This is a genomic window from Kitasatospora sp. NPDC059577, assembly GCF_042735475.1.
Taxonomy (GTDB): Bacteria; Actinomycetota; Actinomycetes; order Streptomycetales; family Streptomycetaceae; genus Kitasatospora.
In genome coordinates this window covers 63,604-66,493 of the sequence record NZ_JBHWBZ010000057.1, presented here as the reverse complement: position 1 = coordinate 66,493, position 2,890 = coordinate 63,604, and the positions used below count along the sequence as shown (strand labels likewise).

At 71.1% G+C, this 2,890-nt stretch carries 4 protein-coding genes; 1 reads left to right on the top strand and 3 read right to left on the bottom strand.

The features are described from left to right. Nucleotides 1-101 precede the first annotated feature (101 nt). From ACFV0O_RS32685 to ACFV0O_RS32675, 3 genes are all read right to left on the bottom strand, one after another. On the bottom strand, nucleotides 102-557 hold the full coding sequence (locus ACFV0O_RS32685) for a hypothetical protein (protein ID WP_380347385.1): 456 nt from the start codon (nucleotides 555-557) through the stop codon (nucleotides 102-104). 314 nt (nucleotides 558-871) lie between these two features. Then, nucleotides 872-1,309 (bottom strand): hypothetical protein, encoded by a 438-nt coding sequence (locus tag ACFV0O_RS32680; RefSeq protein ID WP_380347384.1) that lies wholly within the window; start codon nucleotides 1,307-1,309, stop codon nucleotides 872-874. A gap of 261 nt (nucleotides 1,310-1,570) precedes the next feature. Then, a complete protein-coding gene (locus tag ACFV0O_RS32675) occupies nucleotides 1,571-2,089 on the bottom strand; it encodes a GNAT family N-acetyltransferase (RefSeq protein WP_380347383.1) in 519 nt (172 codons plus the stop codon). A gap of 51 nt (nucleotides 2,090-2,140) precedes the next feature. Here ACFV0O_RS32675 and ACFV0O_RS32670 point away from each other — a divergent pair, with 51 nt between their 5' ends. Further along, a complete protein-coding gene (locus ACFV0O_RS32670) occupies nucleotides 2,141-2,752 on the top strand; it encodes a TetR/AcrR family transcriptional regulator (protein WP_380347382.1) in 612 nt (203 codons plus the stop codon). Nucleotides 2,753-2,890 lie beyond the last annotated feature (138 nt).

The window sequence follows — 2,890 nt, the reverse complement described above, 5'->3', positions numbered from 1 at the left end:
TCTTCTCCTCTCTTTTCGTGGGCTGCGTCTGATGTGTTTAAGAGACAGCATCAACCCATGGCCCATGGGTTGATGGGCTGACGGGCTGATGGGCTGATGGGTCAGCGCACGGTGACGGTGAAGACCGGGGAGGCGGTGCTCCCGCTGATGATGCGCAGCTCGTTCAGGCCCTTGAGGCCGAGCTTCACGCCGAGCGAGTAGGAACCGGTGCGGGTGGTGTGGACGGAGGCGGGCAGCGTGACCCAGGCGCCGTGCTGCTTCTGCTGCAGGGTCACGGTGCTGCCCGCCTTGAGGCCGGTGGTGGTGCCGGTGACACGGAACAGCTGCCACGCCTGGACGGAGGACACCGACGGCTTGGCGGTGATCCCGGCCTGCGCGGCGTCCGCCTGCACGACGACCGGCTGCGCGGCGGCCGACTGCACGACGGCCGCGGGCTGGGCGGCGCTGGTGGTGGCGACGGGGGTGGCGGCCACGGCGGTGCCCGCCAGCCCGAGGGAGAGCACGGCGAGGGTGGTCACGGCGGCCAGGCGCAGGTGGTTCCGCTTGGAGGCGATCACGGGTGCACCCCTTTCGAGGGGAGGTGGTTGTTCGGCCCGAAGGCGTCGATGCCGCGATTCGGGCTCTGCCACCCATAGAGACGCCATGTACCGGACATCAGTTGTCGACGGATCGTCACCAGTGTGTAACAGACGGCGATCATGCGGGGCGGGGACGTCATGCCCTCGTTTCACCCCGACACGCCGGCGTGACGGCCCCTCACCGCGTCTCGTCCCAGGCGGTGACGGGCAACCGGAAAGCACCGATTCCGGAGGGAACCGCCGTGGTCGTCACAAGGACCGGACGGCCAGGGCCAGATCACCGCAGGCCCTTCTCAGTCGCCGCTCCGCAGCTCGCCCAGCCCTTCTGCGAAGACCGGGAGGACGTACCGTTCCGTACCGTGCCCCGGCATCTCGATCTTCTTGAGCTGCCCGCCGACGACATGGGACACCACCGGTACGGGCAGGGCCTCCGGCCAGAGGCCGGTTCGCTTGCCCTCCGAGAGCACCCGGCGGAAGGCGCCGGTGGATCCCCGCAGGCTCCGGCCGTTCGCCTTCAGTTGTTCCGCGGCACACTCGCCTTCGCCTTCGACGATCTGGAGCAGGATCTGCTGCGCCCTCGGCGGCAGGCGGTCGTAGTACGAGCGGGCCCGCTCCGGGGTCCAGCGGTCGTCGGCCACCGCGGTCACGACGGCGGCCGGCATGGCGGCGAGGGCGAGCAGCTTCTCCAGCACCTCGGGGGTCGGATTCTCCACGGTGATCGTGATCTTCATGGCGCACACCCTGGCAGCCAGAGATCCTGAGCACAAATAACCACGGCAAACACGCTACAGACGAAGCGCGCCTCACGGCGGGGCACGGACCTCTCCCGGGCCGACGTCAGGGACCCGGCCGTGCTCGCATGGCTCCCCGCCCTGCGCCGGCATCGCCCGCCCCGGGACAGCGGGAGAGCGGACGGCTGGAGAGCGGCACCGATCCCTCCAGGCCGCACCGATCCCTCCAGGCCGCGCCGGTCCCTCCAGGCGGCGCCGCCCTCAGAACCGCAGGTCCATCCGCTGCTCGACGGTGTCGAGGCCGAACTTGTGGGCCGGGCGGGAGACGGTGACCTCGAAGCCGGCCTTCGCGTAGAGGTGGTGGGCGGCGTCGAGGCCGGCGACGGTCCACAGCAGGACGCCCTCGTACGAGCGGGCGCGGGCCTCGACGAGGGCCGTCTCCAGCATCCGCCGTCCCAGGCCCAGCCCCCGGGCGGCCGGGTCGAGGAGCACCCAGCGGAGCTGGCCCCAGCCCGGGCGTTCCTCGGACCTGACGAGACCGGTGGCGCCGACCACCCGGCCGTCGAGTTCGGCGACCCACAGCCGGCCGGGTGCCGCGTCGCGTTCGCGGACCCGGGCAAGGACCAACTCGGCCATGCCGGCGGCGACGTAGGCCTCCATGGTCTCGTCCATGCCGTACTCGCGGGTGTAGAGGACGCCGTGGAGCGCGGCGACGGCGCCGAGGTCTCCGGGGCGGAGGGCCTCGCGAACGGTCGCGACCCCGGATGCGGTGATGGCCATGTCGGCATCCCCTTTCACTGAAACACTCGTTTCAGTGGAACGATAGTCCACGTGTCCGCCCCCGCCAATGCGCCTTCCCGTCCGTCGCCGCGCCGCGAGGAGATCCTCGCCGCGACCGTCCGCTACGTCGCCGAGCACAACGTGTCCGACCTCTCCCTGCGCCCGCTGGCGGCCGAGATCGGCTCCAGCCCGCGTGTGCTGCTGTACCTGTTCGGGTCGAAGGAGCAGTTGATCCGGGAGGTCCTGGCGGTCGGCCGGGCCGAACAGCTGGCGCTGCTGGAGCGCTCCGAGATCGAGGGCGGCAGCGCCCGCGCGACCCTCGACCTGCTCTGGGAGTGGCTGACGGACCCCGGGCACCGGGGCGCGCTACGCCTGTTCTTCGAAGGGTACGTCCGCGCCTTCGGCCGCTCCGGGCCCTGGCGGGACTTCGGCACCACCTCACTGGACGAGTGGCTGCCGCCCCTGGGCCGCGTCCTGGCCGGCACCGGGGCGAACCCCACCGTGGTGCTCGCCGTCCTCCGCGGGCTGCTGCTCGACCTCCTCGCCGCCGACGAAGACGACAGCGACGGCAGCCACGACGGTGACGGCAGTGACGGCGACGGCTCCCACACCGAGCGCGTTCACGCCGCCTGGCGCGCCTTCCTCGACGCCACCCTCACCTGAGAAGGCGCGCGCCGGGCGACCGATCGGCTGCTCCTTGTGAGCTCGGTGGTTTGGGGTGGGTGGGTGGCGGTGTGTGGGTGGACAGAAGCGGTAGCTCGATCTCGAGGATGCATCGAGACTGGAGCGCGCTCACTAGAG

Bases quoted from the DNA above. Each gene is read 5' to 3' on its own strand.
- ACFV0O_RS32680 (WP_380347384.1), bottom strand. From the start codon at position 1,309: ATGAAGATCACGATCACCGTGGAGAATCCGACCCCCGAGGTGCTGGAG.
- ACFV0O_RS32675 (WP_380347383.1), bottom strand. From the start codon at position 2,089: ATGGCCATCACCGCATCCGGGGTCGCGACCGTTCGCGAGGCCCTCCGC.